The organism is Maribacter sp. R86514 (assembly GCF_044597005.1).
Taxonomy (GTDB): domain Bacteria; phylum Bacteroidota; class Bacteroidia; order Flavobacteriales; family Flavobacteriaceae; genus Maribacter.
Genome location: NZ_CP138999.1, coordinates 2,525,928 through 2,551,769 on the forward strand (window position 1 = coordinate 2,525,928; position 25,842 = coordinate 2,551,769).

At 35.2% G+C, this 25,842-nt stretch carries 23 protein-coding genes and 1 tRNA gene; 9 read left to right on the forward strand and 15 right to left on the reverse strand.

Translation table 11 applies throughout. The annotated features are described in order from the left end of the window. Positions 1-6 precede the first annotated feature (6 nt). The 3 genes from SJY30_RS11085 (at position 7) to rpoN (ending at position 5,417) form a co-directional block, all read left to right on the forward strand. Positions 7-2,397 carry an RND family transporter gene (locus tag SJY30_RS11085; RefSeq protein WP_396632246.1) on the forward strand — a complete coding sequence of 797 codons (2,391 nt, stop codon included), beginning with the start codon at positions 7-9 and terminating at the stop codon, positions 2,395-2,397. A 90-nt stretch (positions 2,398-2,487) separates the two neighbouring features. Further along, entirely contained in the window at positions 2,488-3,921 is a 1,434-nt protein-coding gene (gene asnS, locus SJY30_RS11090) for an asparagine--tRNA ligase (protein ID WP_396632247.1), read from the forward strand. Positions 3,922-3,959: 38 nt separating this feature from the next. Continuing rightward, positions 3,960-5,417: an RNA polymerase factor sigma-54 gene (rpoN, locus tag SJY30_RS11095; protein ID WP_396632248.1), complete on the forward strand. Its 1,458-nt coding sequence runs from the start codon at positions 3,960-3,962 to the stop codon at positions 5,415-5,417. Positions 5,418-6,016: 599 nt separating this feature from the next. Here the strand turns inward: rpoN and SJY30_RS11100 are convergent. From SJY30_RS11100 to SJY30_RS11135, 8 genes are all read right to left on the reverse strand, one after another. Further along, complete coding sequence (locus SJY30_RS11100; protein WP_396632249.1) at positions 6,017-6,685, reverse strand: porin family protein; 669 nt, start codon at positions 6,683-6,685, stop codon at positions 6,017-6,019. 77 nt (positions 6,686-6,762) lie between these two features. After that, on the reverse strand, positions 6,763-7,245 hold the full coding sequence (locus tag SJY30_RS11105; protein ID WP_396632250.1) for an ExbD/TolR family protein: 483 nt from the start codon (positions 7,243-7,245) through the stop codon (positions 6,763-6,765). Between the two features lie 22 nt (positions 7,246-7,267). Beyond that, entirely contained in the window at positions 7,268-7,891 is a 624-nt protein-coding gene (locus SJY30_RS11110) for an ExbD/TolR family protein (RefSeq protein ID WP_396632251.1), read from the reverse strand. Between the two features lie 15 nt (positions 7,892-7,906). Continuing rightward, positions 7,907-8,338 carry a hypothetical protein gene (locus SJY30_RS11115; RefSeq protein ID WP_348353261.1) on the reverse strand — a complete coding sequence of 144 codons (432 nt, stop codon included), beginning with the start codon at positions 8,336-8,338 and terminating at the stop codon, positions 7,907-7,909. A gap of 25 nt (positions 8,339-8,363) precedes the next feature. Beyond that, positions 8,364-9,113 carry a MotA/TolQ/ExbB proton channel family protein gene (locus SJY30_RS11120; RefSeq protein ID WP_396632252.1) on the reverse strand — a complete coding sequence of 250 codons (750 nt, stop codon included), beginning with the start codon at positions 9,111-9,113 and terminating at the stop codon, positions 8,364-8,366. A 77-nt stretch (positions 9,114-9,190) separates the two neighbouring features. Then, positions 9,191-9,278: transfer RNA gene (locus tag SJY30_RS11125), tRNA-Ser, on the reverse strand. Positions 9,279-9,349: 71 nt separating this feature from the next. Then, positions 9,350-10,381: an asparaginase gene (locus SJY30_RS11130; protein ID WP_396632253.1), complete on the reverse strand. Its 1,032-nt coding sequence runs from the start codon at positions 10,379-10,381 to the stop codon at positions 9,350-9,352. A 21-nt stretch (positions 10,382-10,402) separates the two neighbouring features. Continuing rightward, positions 10,403-11,170: a TatD family hydrolase gene (locus SJY30_RS11135; protein ID WP_396632254.1), complete on the reverse strand. Its 768-nt coding sequence runs from the start codon at positions 11,168-11,170 to the stop codon at positions 10,403-10,405. Between the two features lie 37 nt (positions 11,171-11,207). Between SJY30_RS11135 and SJY30_RS11140 the strand changes: the two genes are divergently transcribed. Next, positions 11,208-11,657, forward strand: a complete 450-nt coding sequence (locus tag SJY30_RS11140; RefSeq protein WP_396632255.1) for a retropepsin-like aspartic protease — start codon at positions 11,208-11,210, stop codon at positions 11,655-11,657. A gap of 44 nt (positions 11,658-11,701) precedes the next feature. Here SJY30_RS11140 and odhB read toward each other — a convergent pair whose 3' ends face one another. Both odhB and SJY30_RS11150 read right to left on the reverse strand, forming a co-directional pair. Beyond that, complete coding sequence (gene odhB / locus SJY30_RS11145; RefSeq protein WP_396632256.1) at positions 11,702-12,922, reverse strand: 2-oxoglutarate dehydrogenase complex dihydrolipoyllysine-residue succinyltransferase; 1,221 nt, start codon at positions 12,920-12,922, stop codon at positions 11,702-11,704. A 25-nt stretch (positions 12,923-12,947) separates the two neighbouring features. Beyond that, complete coding sequence (locus tag SJY30_RS11150) at positions 12,948-15,743, reverse strand: 2-oxoglutarate dehydrogenase E1 component (RefSeq protein ID WP_396632257.1); 2,796 nt, start codon at positions 15,741-15,743, stop codon at positions 12,948-12,950. A gap of 117 nt (positions 15,744-15,860) precedes the next feature. On the opposite strand from SJY30_RS11150, the gene SJY30_RS11155 reads away from it, so the two are divergent. Beyond that, positions 15,861-16,376 carry an alpha-ketoglutarate decarboxylase gene (locus SJY30_RS11155; RefSeq protein WP_396632258.1) on the forward strand — a complete coding sequence of 172 codons (516 nt, stop codon included), beginning with the start codon at positions 15,861-15,863 and terminating at the stop codon, positions 16,374-16,376. A 36-nt stretch (positions 16,377-16,412) separates the two neighbouring features. Beyond that, positions 16,413-17,516: an acyltransferase family protein gene (locus tag SJY30_RS11160; RefSeq protein WP_396632259.1), complete on the forward strand. Its 1,104-nt coding sequence runs from the start codon at positions 16,413-16,415 to the stop codon at positions 17,514-17,516. Positions 17,517-17,523: 7 nt separating this feature from the next. On the opposite strand, the gene SJY30_RS11165 is transcribed toward SJY30_RS11160, so the two are convergent. From SJY30_RS11165 to SJY30_RS11180, 4 genes are all read right to left on the reverse strand, one after another. Then, positions 17,524-17,877 carry a hypothetical protein gene (locus SJY30_RS11165; RefSeq protein ID WP_396632260.1) on the reverse strand — a complete coding sequence of 118 codons (354 nt, stop codon included), beginning with the start codon at positions 17,875-17,877 and terminating at the stop codon, positions 17,524-17,526. Positions 17,878-17,923: 46 nt separating this feature from the next. Then, entirely contained in the window at positions 17,924-19,195 is a 1,272-nt protein-coding gene (locus SJY30_RS11170; protein ID WP_396632261.1) for an amidohydrolase family protein, read from the reverse strand. A 76-nt stretch (positions 19,196-19,271) separates the two neighbouring features. Beyond that, complete coding sequence (galE, locus tag SJY30_RS11175) at positions 19,272-20,288, reverse strand: UDP-glucose 4-epimerase GalE (protein WP_396632262.1); 1,017 nt, start codon at positions 20,286-20,288, stop codon at positions 19,272-19,274. Positions 20,289-20,332: 44 nt separating this feature from the next. Continuing rightward, positions 20,333-21,487 (reverse strand): DegT/DnrJ/EryC1/StrS family aminotransferase, encoded by a 1,155-nt coding sequence (locus tag SJY30_RS11180; protein ID WP_396632263.1) that lies wholly within the window; start codon positions 21,485-21,487, stop codon positions 20,333-20,335. Between the two features lie 89 nt (positions 21,488-21,576). On the opposite strand from SJY30_RS11180, the gene SJY30_RS11185 reads away from it, so the two are divergent. The 3 genes from SJY30_RS11185 to SJY30_RS11195 all read left to right on the forward strand — a co-directional run bounded on the left by SJY30_RS11185 (position 21,577) and on the right by SJY30_RS11195 (position 23,494). Further along, a complete protein-coding gene (locus SJY30_RS11185) occupies positions 21,577-22,824 on the forward strand; it encodes a 3-deoxy-D-manno-octulosonic acid transferase (RefSeq protein ID WP_396632264.1) in 1,248 nt (415 codons plus the stop codon). A gap of 181 nt (positions 22,825-23,005) precedes the next feature. Then, the gene (locus SJY30_RS11190) at positions 23,006-23,137 is read left to right on the forward strand and encodes a hypothetical protein (protein ID WP_262493302.1); all 132 of its coding nucleotides are present in this window, start codon (positions 23,006-23,008) and stop codon (positions 23,135-23,137) included. Between the two features lie 234 nt (positions 23,138-23,371). Then, positions 23,372-23,494 (forward strand): hypothetical protein, encoded by a 123-nt coding sequence (locus SJY30_RS11195; RefSeq protein ID WP_262493301.1) that lies wholly within the window; start codon positions 23,372-23,374, stop codon positions 23,492-23,494. Positions 23,495-23,679: 185 nt separating this feature from the next. On the opposite strand, the gene SJY30_RS11200 is transcribed toward SJY30_RS11195, so the two are convergent. After that, positions 23,680-25,764, reverse strand: a complete 2,085-nt coding sequence (locus SJY30_RS11200; protein ID WP_396632265.1) for a family 16 glycosylhydrolase — start codon at positions 25,762-25,764, stop codon at positions 23,680-23,682. Positions 25,765-25,842 lie beyond the last annotated feature (78 nt).

A 25,842-nucleotide genomic window follows, 5' to 3' on the forward strand; every position in this document is an offset into this window, starting at 1 on the left:
ACAGTTATGGTAGCTAAACTTACGAAAGGATTTTGGCCTAAAACGGCAAACATAATTCTACGAAACAGAATCCTGATTTTACTCTTGATTGCCGGTTTTACCGTTTTTATGGGTTGGCAATGGCAATACATGCGATTCTCTAGCTCGCAAACGAATCTACTGCCAGATGATCACCCCGTAAATGTTCAATATCAAGATTTTCTAAGCAAATTTGGAGAAGAGGGTAATGCGGTTGTTTTCGCCATACGCGATAGTGCCTTGTTTACACCAGCCAATTTTAACCGTTGGAACAAACTTAGCAAACAACTTGCCGCTTTCCCTGAGGTAGAATTTGTTGTTTCAACAGACAATTTAAAGGAGCTTATAAAAGACAAAGAGAAGCAAGAATTTGTAATGCGCCCTTTAATAAATGGCGAACTAAAATCTAAAAAAGAAATAGATAGCATTACCAATCATCTTTTTAATGATATACCATTTTACGACAACCTACTGTACAATAAGGACAGCAAGACAATAAGAACCATTGTTAATCTAGATAAGGATATTGTAAATACCTCGGTTAGAAAAGACTTCATTTTACAGGACATAAACACTTTAGTCAAAAAATTTGAAGAAGAGACCAATTTGGACGTTCACATATCAGGTATGCCCTATGTGAGAACAATGAACTCCCAAAATATCATTGATGAAATTGGTAAATTTATTTTGGCGGCACTTGGTGTTACCTCGTTAATTTTCTTCTTTTTCTTTAGAAGTATCAGAGCTACGTTCATTTCTATGTGTGTGGTGATTATTGGTGTAATGTGGGCTTTTGGTTTACTTGGATTGTTGCAATATGAAATAACCGTTCTTACCGCACTTATTCCACCATTAATTATTGTTATAGGTATACCTAATTGTATCTTTTTGATAAATAAATACCAGCAAGAAGTCAAGAAACACGGTAACCAAGCATTGTCACTACAACGAGTTATTTCTAAGATTGGAAATGCTACTTTGATGACCAACATTACGACCGCATCAGGCTTTGCTACTTTCATTGTAACAGACAGTACCTTATTAAAAGAATTCGGTATAGTTGCCTCTATTAATATCATAGGCATATTTGTTTTATCGCTATTGATCATCCCGATTATTTATAGTTTTATGCCGCTTCCAAAAACAAAGCATTTAAAACATTTAAATAAAAAATGGATTGATGCCTTTGTTCAGTGGATGGAACGCATTGTAAGACATAGAAGAATTACGGTGTATATAGTTTCTATATCGTTATTGGTAATAAGTATTATAGGAATTTATCAAATAAGAATATCAGGAAGCCCTATTGAAGACATGCCCAAAAATGCTGAATTCTTTCATGACATTCGTTTTTTTGAAAAAGAGTTCAAAGGTATTATGCCTGTAGAAATAGTAGTAGACACTAAAACGCCTAAAGGCGTTTTAAAACCTGTTACCCTTAAGCGCATGAACCAACTTGGGGAAGTTATTGAAGAAATTCCAGAACTCTCTACACCTGTTTCTGTCGTGAATTTGGTAAAGTATTCTAAACAGGCTTTCTATAATGGTATTCCAAAATATTATCAATTACCTACCAGTCAAGAAAATACGTTCATTATGGATGTTGCCCGTAAATCTGGTGATAATGGCGATTTATTAAAAGCCTTTGTAGACAGCACGGGACAAACAGCCAGAATGACGACTTTCATGCGCGATGTTAATACCAGCCGTATGGAGGAAATAGAAGAGCGTTTATTAGAGAATATTACAAAAATATTCCCAGCTGAGCGATATAATGTTTACATGACGGGTAGTGCATTATTGTTCTTAAAAGGAACTAAGTACTTGGTAAAAAACCTTATCATGTCACTTGCTTTAGCAATTGGGTTAATTGCCTTATTTATGGCCTACTTGTTTAGATCATTTAGAATGATCGTTATTTCATTGATTCCAAACTTATTGCCACTGGTAATAACCGCTGGTATTATGGGCTTTGTTGGCGTTCCAATAAAACCATCTACCATTTTGGTATTTAGTATTGCCTTTGGTATATCGGTAGATGACACCATACACTTTCTCGCAAAGTATAGACAAGAACTCACGGCTAACAATTGGCGCATAGAAAAATCGGTTTATAATGCATTAAGGGAAACAGGGGTTAGTATGTTCTACACCTCAATTGTATTATTTTTCGGTTTCTCAGTTTTTGTAATATCTAATTTCGGTGGCACCGTAGCACTAGGCTCGTTAGTTTCAGCAACATTGTTATTAGCCATGTTGGCCAACTTAATTTTATTGCCATCACTACTCTTGTCACTGGAAAAAAGTATCGCTAACAAACAAACACTTAAAAAACCACAAATAGATATTTTACCACAAGATGAAAATAATAACCAATAAAATTATTTCATCACAAGTTATATAGCTATTTAAGCTCTCTATTTTTTAACAAAATCCTATCTTTGGGACTATAATTTTCAATTCAAGATCATGCGTTTAGCAACAATAAAAGAATTACTAGCAAGTAAGAACTTACTACAAGAAGTAACAATTAAAGGTTGGGTAAGAACCTTTAGAAGTAATAGATTTATAGCATTGAACGATGGCTCTACCTTGGGCACCATTCAGTGTGTTGTTGATTTTGAAAATTTTGACGAAGAGCTATTAAAAAAAGTAAATACTGGTGCTGCATTAAAAGTAACGGGAACGCTTGTTGAAAGTCAAGGTCGCGGACAATCTGTAGAGATTCAGGTTAGCGCTTTAGAAGTATTGGGTATAGCAGATCCAGAAGAATATCCTATTCAACCTAAAAAACACTCCTTAGAATTTCTTAGAGAAAAAGCACATTTAAGAATACGTACTAACACATTTGCAGCAATTATGCGTGTTAGATCTACCTTATCTTTTGCTATACACAACTACTTTAGAGAAAATGGTTTCAACTATTTTCATGCGCCTATTATTACGGGATCAGATGCAGAAGGTGCAGGTGAAATGTTCAGAGTAACCACACTTGATGAAAAAAATCCACCGTTAACTGAAGACGGAGATGTTAATTACAAAGAAGACTTTTTTGGAAAAGAAACTAACTTAACGGTATCTGGTCAACTAGAAGCTGAAGCTTACGCTATGGCTTTAGGAAAAGTATATACATTTGGACCAACATTTAGAGCTGAAAATTCTAATACATCTAGGCATTTAGCAGAATTTTGGATGATAGAACCAGAAATGGCTTTCTTTGATTTAGATGCTAATATGGACTTGGCGGAGGACTTTATTAAGAATGTTATTTCTTATACTTTAGAACATTGTCAAGAAGATTTAGAGTTCTTAGAAAAGAGATTGTTAGACGAAGAAAAAAGCAAGCCGCAAGCTCAGCGTAGTGAAATGCCTTTAATTGAAAAATTAAAGTTCGTGGCAGATAACAACTTCAAAAGAGTTAGTTACACTGAAGCTATAGATATTCTAAAAAATTGCAAGCCCAATAAAAAGAAAAAATTCTCATATATAATAGAAGAATGGGGTGCCGATCTACAAAGTGAACATGAACGTTATTTAGTAGAAAAACATTTTAAATGTCCTGTAATATTGTTTGATTATCCTGCAAAAATCAAAGCTTTTTACATGCGTTTAAACGAAGACGGAAAGACTGTTAGAGCCATGGATATTCTTTTCCCTGGTATTGGTGAAATAGTTGGTGGATCTCAAAGAGAAGAGCGTTTAGATGTATTAAAGGAAAAGGTTAAAGAACTAGGTATTGACGAAAAAGAACTTTGGTGGTATTTAGATTTGAGAAAATTTGGAACTGCAGAGCATAGTGGATTTGGACTTGGTTTTGAACGATTAGTTCTTTTTGCAACAGGTATGGGCAATATTAGAGATGTAATACCGTTTCCTAGAACACCGCAGAATGCTGAATTCTAAGCGGATTTAATTACTTTTACAAGTACTAGAATAAAGTAATGCTAAAACAACATTTATCTTTTAAACTTTCCCAAAAGTTATCTCCCCAGCAAATTCAATTGATGAAGCTCATTCAATTGCCTACGCAGGCTTTTGAACAACGCCTAAAACAAGAATTAGAGGAGAATCCTGCTTTAGAAACCGGTAAAGAAGATGTTGAAAGCACTACCGATGATTATGATGATGTTTATGATGATGCATCGGACAATGAAACCATCAATACAGAAGATATCAATATAGACGATTATCTAAGTGATGATGAAATTCCTGATTATCGTACCAAAGCAAATAACTATAGCTCTGACGATGAGGAAAAAAGTGTTCCTTATGCTGCAGGTATTTCATTCAACCAACATTTATTAAATCAGTTAAATACCGTTTATCTAACAGATGATGAATGGAACATTGCCGAGTTCTTAGTAGGTAGTGTAGATGAAAGTGGATACATACGTAGACCAATAGCCGACATTATGGATGATTTGGCTTTTACGCAAAATGTATACACAGACGAAGAAACCATAACTAAAATACTGGGCATAGTTCAAGAGCTAGACCCACCAGGTGTTGGCGCAAGGTCCTTAGAAGAATGTTTGATCATACAACTGGAACGTAAAGAAATTACACCAAGTATTGAGCTTGCTACGGATATTCTCAGAAAATCATTTGAGCACTTTACCAAAAAACATTATCAAAAATTAATTCAAAAACATAATATAACCGAAGCTGAGCTAAAAGAGGCAATCGGAGAAATTGAAAAATTAAATCCTAAACCAGGTGGTTCCTATTCTGGAAACAACAGAATTGTAGAGCACGTTGTACCTGATTTTGCAATTAGAATTACAGAAGGTGAATTAGAACTTACCCTCAATGGTAGAAATGCACCAGAATTACATGTATCTAAAGAGTATAGCAATATGCTTAAAGGCTATAAAGAAGCCAAGGAGAAGTCTAAATCCCAGAAAGACACGGTTATGTTCATTAAGCAGAAATTAGACGCTGCTAAATGGTTTATAGACGCTATTAGACAACGTCAGCAGACATTGTTCATTACCATGAACTCAATCATGCAATATCAAAAAGAGTATTTCCTAACAGGAGATGAACGTAATTTAAGACCCATGATCTTAAAAGATATTGCAGATGAAATCGGCATGGATGTTTCTACCGTTTCAAGGGTAGCAAATAGCAAATATGTTGACACCCCTTATGGGACTAAACTTATTAAAGAGTACTTTTCCGAGTCAATGAAAAATGAACAAGGTGAAGATGTTTCTACTAAAGAGATAAAGAAAATTTTAGAAACAGTTATCCAAAATGAGCCTAAGAAAAAGCCATTAACAGATGACAAACTTGCAGCAATTCTAAAGGAAAAAGGATATCCTATTGCTAGAAGAACGGTTGCTAAATATAGAGAACAACTAAGTATTCCGGTAGCACGCATGAGAAAAGAAATCTAATGAAGGTTTTCTCTAACTTAATCTCATACATATTACACCCCCTTTTCATTCCCATAGGTGGTACTGTTGCCTATTTCCTTATAACTCCAAAATACACACCATTAGAAATACAGAGTGCTAGCATTCTACCTATTTTTATATTGACAGTTATTATACCCATAATTACATTTTTAATATTGAAAAATTTGGGTCTAGTCCAATCAGTATCCCTAAACACTATACAAGAAAGAAAATACCCCCTTTATATTCATGCCTCAATTCTTCTTTTAATACTCTACAAGGTCATTCCAAACAATTACGTGAGTGAGTTATACTTTTATTTTACGGGTTTATTAGGAGCCACTGTTGCCTGTATCTTATTACTGCTTTTTAATTTTAAGACCAGTTTACATACTGTTGGCGTAAGTGGTCTTTTAATGTATTTGATCAATCTAAGCATACACTTTGAAATCAACTTAATAATAGCAATAAGTTTATTTATTTTATTTACGGGAAGTATTATAACCGCCAGACTTTATCTAAGAGCACACACAAATATTGAAGTGATAGTTGGTCTGTTTATAGGGCTATTATCACAATTGTTAACCGTAAGATTTTGGTTATAGAATATAAAAAATAAGTCCGATTCTAAGTGGACGATACTGCAATACCTCTCCATTTACAGAAGCATTACCATCAAACAATTCGGTTAAAGAATAATAAGCATTTACATTAAAGGTATTATACCCAAAACTTAAAGTCAATCCGTATTGAAATTTTGTCAGATCGTTATTCTTGAAACCCTCACTAATATCATCTAAATCATACTTTGATCGAGCACCTAGCACATATGCAGCCTTAATACCACCATATATACGCCAAAACTTATATTCCTCTGCTGTAGAATTCCGCCATCTAAACTCTAAAGGAAACTCTAATAAGTGCGTTTCGAGCTTACTCCTGGTAATATCGTCGTTAATACTATAAGATATCCCTTCATCGGAAATATCTGCCACAAGATTTGAGTAATAACTGTTCAATGCCAAGCCTGCTCCTATACCTATAGCCTTAGTTCCTGAACGATTTAAAGGCAAATCTTTAATTATACCTGCTTGTAGACCATAAGATAAGTTACGTTGATTAGAACCCTCAGGATGATTTAAAATAAAATTGTAGGATAATCCTATATAAAACTGATCTTCAAAATAACGTTCATCCTCTACACTATCAGTTACTAACTGAGCATGGGAATAAAGTGTGACCAAACAAAATAATAGGACAAAGCGCATGAAGTAAATTTAATGAAATAAAAAACGCTTCAAATAAATTTGAAGCGTTTTAAAAATGTAATATTCTACTTAACTAACTATTGTAGATTATTGAAAGCGTCACCTTCATAGGTAGTATAATTTACCTTTAAAGCGTTAACCTTTCTTAACTCTTGTTTAATATCGGAAATCAATCCCATATTAGCGTTCTTATCAACCTTAAGTGCCGTGGTCAATACATTTTGAATTTCCTGAGGCTTTTTAGCTCTTTCCATTAAAATATAATCACCTACTTCTGAAGGACTAGCAAATTTATCGTTTAATTGAATCTTTGGTTCATTACCAAATGTCTTCTCGTATTCTTTTGTTGGCTTACCAACATAAATATAGATTACACGATCTTTCTTTTCCAATTTTTTTACTTCACTAGCGTTCGGAAGTACGTTTTCAACTTTCAAGGAACTATCTTTCATAACGGTAACCGTCATAAAGAAAAACAAAAGCATAAATACAATGTCAGGAAGGGAAGCTGTTGATACCGCTGGTACCTCTCCATCTTTTTTCTTTGCAAATTTTGACATAGTGTTACTTTTTATTTATTAATTATTCGCTTGAAGTTTCAGCTTCAGATAATTTTTGAGGAAACAAACCTTGTATTCTCTGTACCTTTTCCTTCAATTCTTCTTTAACAGAATCTTCAGTTTCAGGATTTAAATACTCAGCTTCCATTTCAACATAATCTTTGCCGAATAAACGTTTAGCTTCTCTATTTCTAAGATCGTTGTATGCACCTACCAACTCATTCTGAACTGTTATATAAGTACTATACTTAGTTTCACGATCATTCTTCAAAGAGATAATTGCTTTTGTCGGATTATCCGAAGATTCAGCATTACGTTTTCCTTTACAGTAGCTACAATAATCAGGACTTCCTGATGGCGCTCCACCGTTATCTAAAAATGCTACTGCTTTTTCACGCAATTTATCTATTGAAAGAATCTCATCTTCCACCAACAATTGACCATTTCGGTTAATATTTACCGTAAATATGTTCTTCTGTTTAATAATTGGTGGTGCTTCCGTAGGTGGCTCCATTGGCGGCAACATACGATCCAATCCTGCATCAGTTTCAATAGTAGTCGTTACCAAGAAAAAGATAAGTAAAAGGAAAGCTATGTCTGCCATTGAACCCGCACTAACTTCTGGTGCTCCTGCTCTTCTAGCCATAGTTTTCTAATTTTATTATTTACTAAACATGTTTTTAACAGCTGGTATAATCAAAGATAATACAGCGATTATAGTAAGGATGAAAAATACATTCAATCCCATTCCTATATTCTTTATAGTACCTTCATCTGACATAGCAGCAAACTCAGGATCTACATCCGTTCCGCTAGCTAATACATAAGAAACTCCAACTACTAATAAAAAACCACCTACAACAAACAAAGTCTTTTTAAGACCTTGTGGGTTTGAAAACAAGTTTTTTAAAGTAAACACTAAACTTACTACAACAGCTATTCCTAATAAAAGGTATGTAATAATAAACATTGTGTTCAAAGCTCCACTTGAAGCAGCTTCAGCTGCCGGCATATCTGAACTTGGTAATAAATACCATAGTATAGCACTTAATACACCTATAGCAATTAATGCTATTTTAATAATTTTTTGCATAATTTTTAGGTATTAAAAGTGATACTTATTTTTTGTGATCAACCAACATATCGATTAAAGTAATCGAAGAGTCTTCCATATCATTAACGATGCTATCAATTTTAGCAATAATGTAGTTATAGAAAATTTGAAGGATAATTGCCGTAATAAGACCGAATACCGTTGTTAATAATGCTACCTGAATATCACCTGCAATAAGAGATGCACTTAAGTTACCAACAGCTGCAATCTTTTGGAAGGCTGCGATCATACCGATTACCGTACCCATGAAACCAAGCATTGGTGCAATTGCGATAAATAAAGACAACCAAGAAACGTTCTTCTCTAATTGACCCATTTGAACACCACCATAAGCAACAACAGCTTTTTCAGCAGACTCAATACTCTCACCAGCTCTATCTAAACCTTGGTAGTAGATAGATGCAACAGGTCCTTTTGTATTTCTACAAACCTCTTTTGCAGCCTCAACACCACCAGATGCCAATGCGTCTTCAACTTGTTGTTTCAACTTGGCAGAATTTGTACTAGCCATGTTCAAATAAATAATTCTTTCAATAGCAACCGCCAAACCAAGAATCAAACATAAAAGAACGATACCCATGAAACCGGCACCACCTGTAATAAACATTTCTTTTAATAGTTGAGTAAAACCTCTTTCAGTTTCAGCTCCTCCTTCTTGAACTAGCAAAGCTACTGCTGCTACTTTTGCACTTACAATATTTGTACCTGCTACAAATGCCCCAGCGACTGCTAGGCTTGGGAATAATTTTTTCATTTTTTCAAACTTAAATTAGTTAGTTAATAGGGTTAAAGATAAAAAAAAAACAATATAAAAAAAGTAAAATTTACTTGCAGAGAGGAAGGGATTCGAACCCTCGATACCCTTTTGGGGTATACACACTTTCCAGGCGTGCGCCTTCGACCACTCGGCCACCTCTCTAAGACACCTTTTTCAAGGGTGGGCAAATAACAAAAAAAATATTGGTTTAAGAAATTAAAGCACTGTTAAATTTATAACATCTCTCCACGCAAAGAAGTTTCAAAAACAGTTTTAAACAACTCATTAGATATACCACTACCAAGTAAGTACATTGCCTTTGTAATGGCAGCCTCAGTTGTAATATCCTTACCATTAATCACTTGCATTTTTTTTAGCCTAGAACTAGTTTCATAATGCCCCATCATTACTGCACCACCAGAACACTGCGTAACATTAATTATATGAATACCTTTATTTATTGCCTTATTTAATTTCTCTAAAAACCATTCTTCCATAGGCGCATTTCCAGAACCGTACGTCTCCAAAACAAGTGCTTTTAACTTTTCGGCTTGTAAAATTGCATCAATAACATTTTTGTTAATTCCCGGAAAAATTTTTAAAATCGCCACATTATCATCCATATTTCTATGAGATTTTAAGGTTAATTTCTTTTTTTGAGGCAATAAATATTCATTAAAAACGGTCAAATGCACACCAGATTCAATTAAATGAGGATAATTTAAAGACGCAAAAGCCTGAAATTGTTCTGCATTTATCTTCGTAGTTCTATTACCACGATACAATTTATACTCAAAATAAAGTCCGACTTCCTGTATCACAGGCTTACCCTTTTTATATAAAGCAGCAATTTGTATAGCAGTTATTAAATTCTCTTTAGCATCGGTTCTCAAATCACCAATAGGCAATTGAGACCCTGTCAATATCACAGGTTTTGAAAGATTCTCTAGCAAAAAACTCAGTGCGGATGCCGTGTAGCTCATAGTATCACTACCATGAAGCACCACAAAACCATCATATTCTTGATATTTTTTTGAAATAATATCTGCAATAGCCACCCAATGAGCAGGGTTCATATTAGATGAATCTATTGGATGATCAAATGAAAAACTAGATATGATACAATCCAATTGATTAAGCTCAGGTATATTCTTCAGCAACTGCGAAAAGTCAAAGGCTTTTAAGGCTCCAGAGGTATAATCTTTCATCATACCTATAGTACCTCCCGTATAAATCAATAATATATTTCTTTTATCTACACCCAAAACCATTCTTTATTTAAATTACTAAATACCAAAAACATCCTTAGAGTTCCCTGTTGTCAATAAAGCTACCTCTTCATTCGGAACACCATGAATACCCGCCAATTTCTCAAGTACATTAATAATGTAGGCACTTTCATTTCTTTGACCTCTATAAGGTGTAGGCGCTAAGTAAGGCGAATCAGTTTCAAGTACAATATGTTTTAAATCTATTTTATTTAAAAAAGTATCTATTTTACCATTTTTAAAAGTAACTACTCCACCAATACCCAACTTCATATTATATGATATAGCCTTTTCCGCATGCTCATATGTTCCCGTAAAACAATGAAATATACCCCACAAATCATCACCTTTTTCCTCTTCTAATATCTCAAACACCTCATCAAAGGCATCACGACAATGTATAACTATAGGCAATTTATGCTTTTTGGCTATCTGTATTTGCTTTCTAAAAGCTATTTGCTGTTCTTTCAAATACTTCTTTTCCCAATATAAGTCTATTCCAATTTCACCTATTGCATAGTAAGTATGTTTACCCAACATTTCTTCTACATGCGACAACTCTTGCTCAAAATTTTCTTTCACATGCGTAGGATGCAAACCTGCCATTAAGAACATATGATCCGGAAATTCTTTCTCTAAAGCCAACATACTATCTGTATAGGTAGAATCTATAGCAGGAATAAAAAATCGATTCACTCCTAAATCAATTGCTTTCTGCACGGCTTCATTTCTATCTTCATCAAAAGCTTCGCTATATAAATGTGTATGCGTATCTGTTATTATCATGCCGCAAAAATAGGCTTATCTTTGAAAAAAATGAATTATGACTACCCTCAAAAACTTTTTGAAGGATAAAAATTACGTACGCATACCCTTAGTTTTGACCGCTACAGATCATTTTGAAATTAATGCAGAAATAAACGCTGTTGAAGGGCGGTTTATTTTAGATACCGGAGCATCCAACACCTGTATTGGAATGGATCGTATGGAACATTTTAAATTGATTTCTGAAGAATCTATAATTAAAGCTGCAGGAGCAGGCGCCACTAATATGGAAACCTTAGTTGCTAAAGAGAATACAATTGACATCAACTCTTGGAAGTATAAAAAACTAGAGATCGTACTTTTCGACCTTAAACACGTTAACGAAGCATTGACTGCCCACAATGCAGAACCTGTTGATGGAATTATTGGAGCCGACATTCTAAAAAAGTCTAAAGCAATTATAGACTACAACAAAAAGTGTATTTATCTAAAAAAGAAAAAGCGCTGAGTTTACCTCAACGCTTTTTCTATATATTACGAACTTTAGAATATTTACATTTCTAAAGCTTTCTTTACATTATTATCCATCAATAATTCTTCTGGATTTTCTAAGGCTTCCTTAATTGCAACTAAGAAACCTACAGATTCTTTGCCGTCAATAATTCTGTGGTCATAAGAAACCGCAACATACATTATAGGAGCAATTGCAATAGCCCCATCTCTAGCGATTGGTCTCTCTACAATATTATGCATACCTAAAATAGCACTTTGTGGCGGGTTGATAATTGGCGTAGACAACATAGAACCAAATACACCACCATTAGTAATAGTAAATGTACCACCCGTCATTTCATCAACGGTAATTGCTCCATCACGTGCTCTTAATGCCAACCTTTTTACTTCTGCCTCAACACCTCTAAATGTTAAGTTTTCAGCATTTCTTATTACAGGAACCATTAATCCTTTTGGTCCTGACACCGCTATACTAATATCACAAAAATCATAAGAAACCATCTCTTTACCATCAATCATAGAATTAACGGCAGGATACATTTCCAAAGCTCTAACCACAGCCTTTGTGAAGAAGGACATAAACCCTAACCCCACACCATGTTTACTTTTAAAATCTTCTTTATACTTTTTTCTAAGTTCAAAAATAGCACTCATATCCACTTCGTTGAAAGTGGTCAGCATAGCTGTTTCGTTCTTTGCAGAAACCAATCTCTCGGCAACTTTTCTTCTTAACATAGAAAGTTTAGATCGCGTCTCACCACGGTTACCACCTGTAGGTGTACCCATTGAAGGAACTGCATTTACAGCATCTTCTTTAGTAATTCTTCCATCACGACCTGAACCGGAAACAGATGTACTATCCACTCCTTTTTCGTCAAGTATTTTCTTTGCAGCCGGTGAAGGCACACCCGAAGCATAAGTTTCCTTAGCTTTAGCTGGCTGAGGAGCTTTTTCAGTTTTTGGCGCTTCTTTTTTCTCTTCCTTTGGTGCACTAGATGCATCTGCAGCACCTTCTGGTTTAGCTGCACTTGTATCTATTAAACACACGACAGCACCAACGGCAACAGCATCACCTTCTTCTGCTTTCAATGTAATTGTACCACTTACTTCTGCTGGTAACTCTAAAGTAGCCTTATCTGAATCTACTTCTGCAATTGCTTGATCTTTTTCTACATAATCCCCATCTTCAACTAACCATTCCGCTATCTCTACCTCTGTGATAGACTCTCCCGGCGAAGGGACTTTCATTTCTAGAATCATTCTTTCTATAATTTGATATGTTATATTATTTTTTAGGTTTGGACATATTGTCCTTTGTCTTGTCAAAGACGTAATCTATAACTTGTTGGTGACGTGCTTTTGAACGCACAGAACTACCTGCTGCAGGTGCCGCATAAAAACGTCTAGATGCCACTCTAAAATTTCGAGCTCCATCAAAATGCGTCAATAGGTGACTCCATGCCCCCATGTTTCTAGGTTCTTCTTGAGCCCACACAAGATCATCGGCATTTTTGTATTTGGCAATAGCAGCATTCATTTGTTTTTCTGGTATAGGGAACAACTGTTCTACCCTTACCAAAGCAACGTCATCTCTATTGCCCTCTTCTTTAGCAGCAAGCAAATCATAATAGAACTTACCTGTACAGAATACTAAACTTTTTACTTTTTTAGCATCTGCAGTTTCATCATCTATTACTTCTTGAAAACCACCACCGGTTAAATCAGCAATTTTAGATACCGCTCTTGGATGTCTCAACAAACTTTTAGGCGTAAATATGATTAATGGCTTTCTAAAGTTAGCCTTCATTTGTCTACGAAGAATATGGAACATCTGCGCTGGTGTAGTCACATCTGCTATATACATATTATCCTTAGCACACAATTGTAAATAACGCTCCATTCTAGCAGAAGAGTGCTCAGCACCTTGCCCCTCATAACCGTGTGGCAATAACATTACCAAACCGTTTTGAAGCTTCCACTTATCTTCTGCCGCAGAAATATATTGATCGATCATAATTTGGGCTCCATTACTGAAATCTCCAAATTGTGCTTCCCAAATAGTTAGTGTATTAGGGCTAGCCATGGCGTAACCATAGTCAAAACCTACCACACCATATTCTGACAATAGTGAATTGTAAATTTGAAATTTAGCTTGCTTTTCAGAAAGGTGATTCAATAAAATAACCTCTTCTTCACTTTCTTCAACTTTCATTACCGCATGACGGTGAGAAAAGGTACCACGTTCTACATCTTGTCCAGACATACGAACCGCATAACCTTCTTCTAATAAAGAACCGTATGCTAAAAGTTCCCCCATGGCCCAGTCAAGATTATCGGCTTCAAAATACATATTGTATCTATCTTTAACCAATTTCTCCACTTTACGTAAAAACTTCTTACCTTCTGGTAAAGCCGTTATTACTTTGGCAATTTTATTCAATTTGGTTTTAGTGAATTTAGTGTTCACCGCATCCATCATTTCCCACTCACGCACATTTTCAAAACCTTTCCATTCATCTGCCATGAACGGTGTAATTACAGTTTTATCTTCTTTACGCGAATCTTCTAATTTTTCTTCTAGAGAATCTTTATACTGCTTTTCTAACTGCTTTACATAAGTGCCATCAATAACGCCTTCTTGAATCAGTCTTTCCGCATAGATATCTCTTGGATTCTTATGTTTAGATATTGCTTTATATAATTTAGGCTGTGTAAATCTTGGCTCATCACCTTCATTATGCCCGTATTTTCTATATCCTAACAAATCTATAAATACATCACCTTTAAAGCGCATTCTATATTCTAATGCAAAAAGAGATGCGTGTACTACCGCCTCTGCATCATCTGCATTAACATGTAATACCGGACTCAGTGTCACCTTAGCAACATCGGTACAATAGGTAGATGTTCTTGCATCTAGGTAATTCGTAGTAAACCCAATTTGATTGTTTACAACTATATGTATGGTACCACCTGTCTTATATCCATCAAGACCTGCCATCTGAACTACTTCATAGACCAAACCTTGACCTGCTATTGCAGCATCTCCATGAACTACAATAGGCAAAACCTTAGAAATATCATCTTGATAATCAGCATCTTGTTTTGCTCTAGCAATACCTTCAACAACTGCACCTACCGTCTCTAAGTGAGATGGATTAGGAGCAATACTCATCTTAATTTTATTTCCGTTATCAGATTTTCTGTCAGACGTCCAACCTAAGTGATATTTAACGTCTCCATCAAAAATCTCTTGTTCGTAATCTTTACCGTCAAACTCACTAAAGATATCTTTAGCAGATTTGCCAAATATATTGGTAAGTACATTTAATCTACCACGGTGTGCCATACCCATAACAAATTGCTTCACACCCATTTCAGCGGCGCGTTCTACAATTACATCTAAGGCAGGTATCAACGATTCATTTCCCTCTAAAGAAAATCTCTTTTGCCCTACATACTTGGTGTGCAAAAAAGTTTCGAAAGAAATAGCATGATTAAGCTTCTTAAGAATATGCTTTTTACGGTCTGGCTCAAAATTCGGATGATTGTCATTAACATTTATCCAATCTTGGATCCATTTAACGCGCTCTGGCTTTCGTATATACATATACTCAACACCAATAGCATCGCAATAGATACTTTGTAAATGCCTGATGATCTCTTTTAAGGAATTTGGACCTATACCAATTACGTCACCTGCATTAAAAACAGTATTGAGATCAGACGAAGCTAATCCGAAATTTTCAATATCTAAAGTCGGCTCGTAATGTCTTCGCTCACGTACGGGGTTCGTTTTAGTAAACAGATGACCTCTGCTTCTGTAACCATCTATCAATCGAATTACCTGAAACTCTTTTTGAAGAGATTCTGGCATTTCACTAGAATGGCCATTAACTACAACTGTAGTACGATTTTCATCGATTTCCAGCTCATCTAAAGAGCTCTCCATTCCAAAATCGAATCCTTGAAAAAAGGCTCTCCAACTTGGCTCTACACTATCTGGATTTACTAAGTACTTATCGTATAACTCTGAAAAAAAAGAGGTATGAACGGTATTTAAAAAGGAATATTTATCCATGAATTACTTTCTGTATCTTTAGAATAAATTTCTAACAAAAATACAACATTTACAATATCTAACGATAGAATGCCATGTATTATTGAAAAAAACGAAACTTTAAAACAAAATCGTCATATGAACTTAAAAAAATTAATTTTCACTGGACTCGCAATGCTAAATATCACTTTAGCCCTTGCTCAAACTCCAAAAAACAATGCTGATTTCTGGAATAACGTAAGATTTGGTGGAAGTATTGGCTTAAGTTTTACAAATAACGGATTTAACGGATCAATTGCACCAAGTGCTATTTATCAATTTAACGATCAATTTGCATCTGGCGCTAGCTTAAGTTTCAATTACGCCAAGTTTGACAATGATAAATTATTGGCTTATGGCGGCAGTGTTCTATCACTATACAACCCATTCGCACAATTACAGCTATCTGCAGAATTTGAACAATTACGCATAAATAGAACTATTGCCACACAGACTATAGATATAGAAGACAACTATTGGCTACCGGCATTTTTTATTGGCGCAGGATACAGCAACAGAAATATAACATTTGGCATACGGTACGACTTACTATATGACGACAACAAAAGCATTTACGGCAATGCCCTAATGCCATTTGTACGTGTTTATTTTTAATTAATCGTTATCTTTCATAAGACCAAACCAACCAACATGAATACATTTAAGAACCGATATCTTTCATTGGATGTTTTTAGGGGGATGGATGTTGCGCTTATGATTATAGTGAACTCCCCCGGAAATGGTGATACGAGTTTTGGAATTTTGAAACACGCCATTTGGAACGGATTTACACTTACCGATCTTGTTTTTCCTACATTTTTGTTCGTGGTAGGTAATGCGATGAGTTTTAGTATGAAAAAATACGAAGGCGAAGGAAGAAGTACATTTTTCAAAAAGGTTCTAAAACGCTTTTCTATACTATTTTTATTAGGATTTCTCATGTATTGGTTCCCATTTTTTGAAGATGGTGGTTTAAAACCGATTGCAGAAACCCGAATATTTGGAGTATTACAACGAATTGCACTATGCTATTTATTCGCTTCTATCCTACTCCATTATTTTAAAACAAAATCCGTACTAATTTTCAGTGCCCTAGCATTAATATGTTATCATGTTATATTGGTAGTTTTTGGAGACCTCTCTTTAATGGGCAATGCCGTTTTAAAACTTGACAAATTCTTAATTGGCGCAGACCATATGTATCATGGTAACGGTGGCGTAGCTTTTGACCCTGAGGGATTGTTAAGCACCCTACCAGCTATAGTAAATGTTATTGCAGGATATTTTACCGGAAAATTCATTCAAAAGAGCGGTCAGAATTACGAAACCATTGCAAAACTTATAATGGTTGCAGGTCTTCTTGTTGTAGCAGGATTTGCATGGGATTTAATATTACCGTTCAACAAAAAGCTTTGGTCTAGCTCTTTTGTATTACTTACTAGTGGAATAGACATATTCATCATAGCCGTTTTAATATATCTAATGGATATGTCCAAACCTGGCAAATGGACTTATTTTTTTGAAGTATTTGGCAGAAATACACTATTCATTTACCTATTATCTGAACTGTTCATTATCAGCTTGGCCGCAATATCCATGAATGGCACAAATGCTTATAACTGGATAGCAGATAACATTTTTATAGCCACCGCTGGTGATTATTTTGGCTCGTTGTTATTTGCCTTATGGATAATGTTTACCTGCTGGCTTGTTGGTTATATTATGGACAAAAAAGGTATTTATATAAAGGTATGAAGTAACATTATTGATATCGATTACGATACCATACCTTTTTATACTCCCGCTTTAAAATCAATAATGTGACCTGATCTGCAACATCAACAGTATCGGTGATTTCAATATTCTGAAATGCACTTTCCTGAATATCTATGATGTACATTAAGTTTAAATATTCAGCAAAATGCTCCATCATTAAGTAATACACCTTCTCACGAATAAGCGCTATAAATTCAGCATGATCTAATTTTTCAGGAATTTGCAGAGGTATATTGGCAAGAACAAAATCCTTCTCCACCTGATGCTTCAATTTATCAAAAAGAGAATCACCAATAGCAACCTGCATTAATTGCTCGCTATTATCAACATTTAACTTCATTTCGCACCTATATACCTTATTTCATCAAATAGAAAATAATCCAAAATCATTGCTTATATACAACACCATCTTTCATAACAAAAACAACATCTGTTAATGTTTCTACATTATCTAACGGGTTTTCATTTACTGCAACGATATCGGCTATATAACCTTCTTTGATTTGTCCTAATTCTTTCTCGCCTAAAAGCATTGCATTTGTAATCGTAGCTGAACGTAACGCTTCTATGATAGGCATACCTGCTTTGTTCATGTAGATAAATTCTTTAGCATTATCTCCATGAGGCGACACTCCAGAATCGGTACCAAAAGCGATACTCACCCCCTTTTTATAAGCTTTTGCGAATGTTGCATTCAATTTAGGACCAATCTCCAAAGCTTTCTTAGCTACAACAGGTGGTAAGTAGTTTGGTATTTTTGCCAACCTAGCCGCTTCTTGTCCTGCAGAAATGGTTGGCACCATATACGTATCATGCTTCATCATTAATTCCATTGTTTCCTCTGACATCAATGTACCATGCTCAATAGTTTTAATTCCTCCTAAAATAGCTCTTTGCATACCTTCATCACCATGCGCATGCGCTGCTGTAAGCATACCGTAATCTTTAGCCGTTTCTGTAATTGCTTTTATTTCTTCAATAGTAAACTGAGGGTTCTGACCATTTTTAGCGACACTTAAAACACCACCGGTTGCAGTGATCTTAATGACATCCGCACCATCTTTATAACGTTGGCGAACCGCTTTTCTACCATCTGCAGGTGAATTGACTACACCTTCTTTTGGTCCCGGATCACCCATTAATTCATTACTTCTACCGTTAGTTGGATCTGCATGACCACCTGTAGTAGCAAGTGCTTTACCTGCCGTAAAAATACGTGGACCAACAACAGTACCCTTATTAATTGCATTCTTCAAGGCAATATTTACTCCCGACCCACCTAAATCACGTACGGTTGTAAACCCGGCCATCAATGTTCTTTTCGCATAAACCGTGGATTCAAAGGCGACATCAGCTTCATTCATGGTAAAAGCCTCTAAATATCTTGACGGACTAGACTCACTTTCAATGTGCACATGCATATCTATGAAACCCGGTAAAATGGTCTTTGACTTTAAATCCACCACCTGATCTTGATCACCACCAATTACATAACCATTTTTGATTTCTGTAATCTTATTACCCGAAATAACAATTGTTTTCTCAGACAATACTTTACCCGATTCAACATCTACGATTTTACCGCACTGAAGGTATGTGTCTTGGGCTGTAGCTATTGTAAAAGACAGAAGCATGAGAAGAAATAATGATTTTTTCATAAGAGGTGGTCTTTAAATTAAATAAGGGGAAATATAGCTATATTTCCCCTTATTTATATGGTTACACCTGAAAAAATCAGTCACGTATTTTCTGTTCCCAAATCCATGCATAATTCATGGCCTCTTCTAAAGTATACTCCGCTTTCCAACCCAATACCTTATTAGCTTTAGTGGTATCTGCATAAGCAGTGGTAATATCACCTGGTCTTCTGTCAACTATTTTATAATTTAATTTTCTGCCAGATACTTTTTCAAAACTTTTTATCGCCTCTAATACCGAGCTACCAGTTCCGGTACCTACATTAAAAACTTCAAAATTAGATTCGTTTTTTCCGTTCAACAAACGCTCTAAAGCAACCACATGCGCTTTAGCCAAATCCACTACATAGATATAATCTCTTATACATGTACCATCTGGTGTAGGGTAATCATCTCCAAAAACGGATAACTGATCCCTTAATCCAATACCAGTTTGCGTAATAAAAGGCACCAAATTCTGAGGCACTCCTTTTGGCAACTCCCCTATTTCTCCACTTGGGTGTGCTCCCATTGGATTAAAATAACGTAATGCAATTGCATTTAAACTTGGAGTAACTTTACAAGTATCTGCAATTATTTCTTCGCCCATTTGCTTAGTATTACCATATGGCGATTCTGCAACCTTAACCGGTGCGTCTTCTGTAATCGGCATTTTATCTGCCTGACCATAAACTGTACAAGAAGAGCTAAAAATAAAACTAGCCTTATTCTTTTTACAAAGTTCTTTTAATATGTAAACTAACGTACCAATATTGTTTTCATAATACAACAATGGTTTCTCAACACTTTCGCCTACTGCTTTAGAGGCAGCAAAATGGATAACGCCAGTAACATCTTGATATCGTTGAAAAAAGTCTTCAACTTTATGCTTTTCTTTTAAATCTAACTTTTCATAAAGCGGCTTTTTACCTGTGATAGCCTTAATACCATCAAGTACATTTTCATCAGAGTTAGAGCAATCATCAATAATGACCACTTCAAAGCCTTTGTTTTGAAGCTCTACTACTGTGTGAGAACCGATAAAACCTAATCCGCCTGTTACTAATACTTTCATTTATAATGCTGTTTGAACGTTATCAAATTTAAAAAACTACACCACTACCCGTTTACAAATCCGATAATTAACTCAGTTATGTAGTTAATCTGTTCTTCATCTAATTCTGTATGCATCGGTAAAGACAATACTTCTGTTACCAATTGATTGGTTACAGGAAAATCTTCTTCCTTATATCGATCATCTTGATAAGCTTTCTGCTTATGTAGCGGAATTGGGTAGTAGACACCAAAAGGAACTTTATTTTCAGCCAGAAATTGTGCTAGCTCATCTCTTTTACCATTTGTAATTCTCAAAGTATATTGATGAAAAACATGACAATCGCACACATCGCAAATACCCTCACAATTATTTACGGTTACGGGAGTAATTATATTTTCCTGACCCTCAAAGGCTTTTGAATACGCACGAGCGGCATTTCTTCTTGCATTGCAATAACCATCTAGCCTAGGTAATTTAGCTCTCAACACTGCAGCTTGTATAGAATCTAATCTAGAATTAACACCAACTACATCATGGTGGTAACGCTCGTACATACCATGATTAACAATACCTCTTAAGGTATGTGCCAGTTCATCATCATTGGTGAAAATTGCCCCACCATCTCCATAACACCCTAAATTTTTAGAAGGAAAAAAAGATGTTGCACCTACATTACCCATACTACCAGCCATATGCTTTGTGCCATCTTTTGAGAGATATTTAGCTCCAATTGCCTGAGCATTATCTTCAATAACGAACAAATCATGTTTTTTTGCCAACTCAAGAATAGCATCCATATTGGCACATTGACCGAATAAATGAACAGGAACTATAGCCTTAGTTTTTGGTGTTATTGCTTTTTCTATAGCTTCTATATCAATGTTGAACGTATCTGGATAGACATCTACCAAAACCGGAGTAAGTTGTAACAATGCAATAACCTCTACTGTTGCAGCAAAAGTAAAATCTGCTGTAATAACCTCATCACCAGGTTTCAAACCTAAACCCATCATAGCTATTTGCAAAGCATCGGTACCATTGGCACATGGTATAACATGCTTGACCTGAAGATAGTCTTCTAGCTCCTTCTGAAAAGCATGAACCTCTGGTCCGTTTATAAATGCCGACGTTTCTAAAATTTGAGTTATAGAAGTATTTACTTGATCTTTAATTTCTTGGTATTGACCACCTAGGTCTACCATTTGTATCTTTTTCATCTGTTGTAATTACATGAAGTCCTACAAAAATACGAAACAGACAACACTAATTTTATGGAAGAAACGTAATTTAGCCTAAAAGCATCTGTTTGAACTTTCTCTATAATCTTCTTGTCATAAGCGCATCTGCCATTTTAAAGGTATTGGCATTGGTGAATTCAAAACTATCGCTATTTGTAAAGGGCAGAAATGAATCTATTTCGCTTATTAAGCAATCTATTTCAAAAAAAGACAGCGTTATTTGGATTCATGCAGCATCTTTAGGCGAGTATGAACAAGGACTACCTGTTATTGAACAATTAAAAATTCATCATCCTGCACATAAAATAATACTTACTTTTTTTTCTCCTTCAGGATACGAAGTAAAAAAGAATAGCAAAATAGCCGATGTTATTTGCTATCTACCAATGGATACAAAGCGGAAAGTAAAGTCCTTTTTGAAAGCCGCACACCCAGATATCGCCATTTTTATTAAATATGAAATATGGCCCAACTACTTAAATGCCTTAAAAAAGGCTGATACTCCTACCTATTTAATTTCAGCATTATTTAAAGACAATCAAATTTATTTTAAGTGGTATGGTGGTTTTATGCGCAACGCATTAAATAACTTCTCGCACTTTTTTGTGCAAAACGAAAAATCAAAATCATTATTAAATTCCGTTGACTATACTAATGTAACCATTGCCGGGGATACTCGTTTTGATAGAGTAAGTGAAATAGTAGCGCGTGACAACGAATTAGATTTCATGACCCGCTTTAAAAATGATAAATACTGCTTTGTAGCAGGAAGCACATGGGCAGAGGACGAAAAAATCATTATAGACTATATCAATAAAAATGTTCAGCCAATAAAATTTGTGATAGCTCCGCACGCCATCAAGGATAATTATATTGAAGAGATAATAGCAGCTATTGACAAAAAAGTAATACGCTATACAGAAATGGAACACGCAACTTTAGCTGAATATAATGTACTTGTCATTGACACCATAGGTATTTTGACCAAAGTATATAGCTATGCCGACATTGCATATGTAGGTGGTGGTTTTGCTACAGGATTGCACAATACATTAGAGCCAGGCGTCTTCGGTATCCCGGTTATTATAGGTCCACAGTATGATGGATTTGCCGAGGCAGAAGAATTGGTACAACTAGGCGGTGTCATTTCTATAAAAAATAATAATGAATTCCAAGAGCATGCAGATAAGTGCTTTGAAAATATTGACTACAGGTCAAAAATCGGTCTTTTAAACACAGGCTACATCAAAGAAAAAGCTGGTGCCACCGAACGTATTGTTTCTGAATTAAATGCAGTTTTAACATCAAATAATTGAATTATTTTCAATTAAACACCTTCTGTATTATTTAATAAACCATTTTCATAACTGTTAATTATTGTATAGAAAACATACTTTACACAGATACTTTCTATACGTTAATCGATTTTACCCTTCTATTTAACAGCACTTTAGGTTAGATCTACCATATTGAAAGCAGAACAATAGAATAATGATTATGGAACAAGAACTAACTTCAGGAGTTAAAATACTCAATGGATTTCTTAAATTAATGGTTACCTGCTTGGTAATAATACTTTTATCTGTACCCTTGGCAGGCATAGCAGATTGGTTGAATCTTATTAAATAGATTTCATCATAATAATACTTACGAAAGCTACAAATTGTGATATAAAATTCTAAAGTGCTGTAATTCAGTTATCGACGAGATACCATTTTCTAGGCTGAAATGCATATTTTAAAAAACATATACCACAAAAATGTAAGATTTTACATCTATTAAAGAGAGTTTTACAACTTTTTCTATGGAATTGTTGCTTAATTCAACTAACTTTAGTAGTGTAACTTTAAAGTAGGTAATGTTATGAACAATTTATCATTTAAAACCGGAGTAGAAACTTATCTCTCCGTGCTTGTTATTGCAATGCATGCATTTTTAGCTGTAGTTGTGGTAGGAGCTTTTTTAGCCCTTTTGGGGATTGTCTAATCTTTTAATACCAAATCCTTATTGAGAAAAAATTACTTTAAAAAAAATGCCCCTTATTCAAGGGGCATTTTTTATATGATCAATTCATGTAATATTTAATCTTATAATTCTTCTAAAATTATTAAAGAAAAACAAAAGGGCTGTTGATTTAGAAATCAACAGCCCTTTATATAAACCAAATGTTATTATTGATAAACTCTCACATAATCTACTTCCATAGTATCTTCTGTAAAAGCCGCATCGATAGTACCACCTAGTGTACCACCCATAGCGACATTCATTATTAAAAAGAAATCAGCATTGAATGGTGTTGTAGCATTGTTCACAAAACTGTTATGCACTAACTGATCATCTACAACAAACTTAATACTATCAGGCGTCCACTCTACAGTATAATTATGAAACTCAGAAGTTGCATTTTCCACTGGCGTAGATCCTACTACGGCATTACCTGCAGAATTACCAGGATAATGTAATGCACTACTAATAGTATTGTTATTATTACCAACATGTTCCATAATATCTATCTCTCCAGCCGTAGGCCAACCAACTTCATCAAAATTAGCACCTAAAGCCCATAATGCAGGCCAAGTACCACCAGCTGATGGAAGTTTAGCTCTTATCTCAACTCTACCGTAAGTAAACTCGAATAAGTTTTCAGATTTAATACGACCCGAAGTGATTCCACCAGAAGGAGAAACACCAAAATCAAAAAACAACACAACTCGGTCATAAGTACCAACAGGAACACCGGTGAAATCAAATGTTAGTGTTTCCCAGGCATTTGCAACAGTTGAATTTACGCTTACCTCAACATTCTCATCAGCATTAGCTTGATTCTCAAGTTTCAAAATTATATTGGCTCCAGCTGCAGGCGACCATGTTTTTAAACTAATACTAGGATATGCAACAAGATCAACCGGTGCAGACAAATCAAAGAAAGAACCTGCCCATGTCTCAGCACCTAAAGCTTTAGTAGATTCTGCCACATTAGCACTAGTATTCTCTCCCGTAGGATCCGGATTTGCAATAACTGCAGTACCAACACCACCAAAACCAGTAAAAACAGGGGCCGCACCTTCAAAATCTTCTAAAGTTTGCGTAGCACCACTTCCATCGACTAATGTCATTTCATCAAAATAGTGAACAGCTGCTTCTCCCTCACCAGCTATAGCGGTAATTTTTAAAACACCGTCTTCAACTTTAACGTTTTCAGCTGCATCTGTATATGTTTGAGCCTCACCATTACCCCAGCCACCTGCGCCAAGGTCATAACCCCAATTGGCAGCATTTGGTGCACCATCAACATCAAATTCATCTGACCAAACTAAATTGGTATAAATGGTTTCAAGACTTTCGTCTCCACCATCAACAGCAACATCAGAAGTAAATTTATGATACCACGCTAAATCAGCATTCTCCGTATCATATGTTCTTACATATAAGAAATCCTCGCTTATAGATAGTATTTCATATACAGAAGAACCTACATAGTACCCCATGAAACCTCCATCAGAAAATGTCATTTGTATTCCAGTTGTCTCACCCTCTGGAACATTTCCTTCTACTTCAGAAAGCTGAACTGCTTTTTCACCTGAAGTATCAAAATCATAACAAAAATCAATATCCTCACCTCCGCCAACAACAGCTTTATGACCTACATTAAAATATGTTTGACCTTTATTATCCAAACTGTAAACTAAACCACCAGTCGCATTTACTGAAAACGTAAGTTCATCATCACAAAGACAATCAGAATCTTCCGTTCCACATTTTTCAAATGCAGCAGCGGAATACCATTTAGGATACCACCAATCGCCATCAATACCTTCTCTAGCAGGTCCAAGTCCTAAGTGACCCTGTTGAGATGCCGCTAAAAACCAAGTTTTTGAGCTATCGTTAGTTAAAAATGTTACCGTTTCAGTATCGGTAAAAGCTAATGAAACAGAAATCTCTAAAGTCTCAGATATCTTTTTACCTTCAGTTGAACCCGCAGTAATAGTTACAGTATATGTATTATCACCTATTTCTTCATAGGTTTTTGAAGTTGCTCCAGAAGTTTCCAGAGCACTTGTGCCATCACCAAAATCATAATGATAATAATTAGCATTTGTTGCTGATGCTGTAAAGTCGAATACACCTTCGCCCATGTTCTGAGCACTAACCGTAAGATTAGAAGGCGTAACCGATTCTGGAATATCAATGTCATCACCATCGCAGCTCATCATTACTGCAAATACCGACACCATGATGTACTTTAATTTTTTCATAGTTAATTTTTTGAGTTAATTATTTGATTTACAATTTATCTAAACATAACACCAACTAACTATGTAGTGTTAAAACTA